Origin of the sequence: Prevotella sp. S7-1-8, from assembly GCF_000758925.1 — a bacterium.
Classification (GTDB): Bacteria; Bacteroidota; Bacteroidia; order Bacteroidales; family Bacteroidaceae; genus Prevotella.
Genome location: NZ_JRNC01000143.1, coordinates 1 through 1,307 on the forward strand (window position 1 = coordinate 1; position 1,307 = coordinate 1,307).

Annotated in this window: 2 protein-coding genes; both read right to left on the reverse strand. The window is 44.8% G+C overall.

Going from position 1 to position 1,307, the window contains the following annotated elements:
- A partial coding sequence (locus HMPREF1640_RS12385) for a site-specific integrase (RefSeq protein WP_036895413.1) occupies positions 1-1,011 on the reverse strand: 1,011 nt, incomplete at its 3' end.
- Between the two features lie 65 nt (positions 1,012-1,076).
- Positions 1,077-1,307, reverse strand: a 231-nt coding sequence (locus HMPREF1640_RS12390; protein ID WP_156098818.1) for a tyrosine-type recombinase/integrase, incomplete at its 5' end; no start/stop codon positions are given.

The window sequence follows — 1,307 nt, forward strand, 5'->3', positions numbered from 1 at the left end:
AACGATGCTCAGCTTGGTATCCATGACACTGCGGCTGCAATTACGGTGAAAGACAAGGTGGTCGCCTTTTTCTTTCACCGTCTTCTGTTCTTCACTTCTTTCCTGCTCTTTCTGGCAATGGCTGATAATGGCTTCCGCTATGGGATGTAACGGCACGATGAACTCAACCTTGGTTTTCTGACGTTCCTTTCTTATATACATCTGTCCTTCCGCTGTCGTTTGGATATGCTTGTATTCCAAATTTTCCATATCCGAGATTGCCAGTCCTGTGAAGCAGGAAAAGATGAACATCTGTCTTGCCAGCTCCGCTTCCTTGTCGTTCATCCTCATTGGCATAAGTTTCATTACATCGCCCTTTTGCAGAAAACGTATCTTCTTTTCCTCCTTTTCATACTTGGCATTCTCAAACGGATTGCAGCGGATAATCCTCTTGCTGACCGCACGGAACAACAATCGGCTCAGCCAGCAGAGGTTGTTGTTGATGGTGGATGCTCTCAGCCCACGCTTTTTCAGAAAGAAACGGTATTCCTCGAACAAGTCCTCTGTAATGGTTCCGATGGGTATGTCCTGGACTCCTTTGTTTTCGACAAATTCACGGAGATTTCTGTCAGAATAGAACAGGTTCAGATAAGTTCCCTCTGCCCTTGATATGCCAACACTTTCCTTGACTGCTTGAAGTTCCGCCCAGCTCATGGCAAGGAGCGTGGTCGGATTGGTGGCAATACCCTGTAAGCGGTTCTTTACAAGTTCCACGCTTACAACTCCATCCTTTACAAGAATGTTCTGATAGGTCTTTTCCACCAAATCCCTGAACTCATTGATTCTTTGATTAGTCTTCCTGTTGGTTGTCAAACCCTGCTTGGTGTTCCACTCGGAGAATTTACACACTTCGCCTGTGGTAATAACTGCGTTCTTTCCATCGATGGTGATACGGCAGAAAATGGTGGTATTGCCGTCTGCCTTTGTCTTCTGTCTGTTGATATAAAACAGTATCTTGAATGTACTTCTCATAATGGTCTTGATTGAATTGTTCATGTGTTATTTAGCTATAAAACAATGTTGAATGAAAGAAATGGTCAAATAGCCAACTGCATATCTTCAGTGAAAGAAAGGAAACGGTCAAATTCCTCAAAGAGTTTCTGCGGTGTTACCTTTGCATAACGCTCGGTCATGCTCACGTTGGAATGTCCCAGCATCTTGCTCACCGTTTCTATTGGAACTCCTTGCTCAAGCGTGATGAGCGTGGCAAATGTGTGCCTTGCCGTATGTGTGGTAAAAGGAAACGAGATGCCTGCACGAAGCCGCAA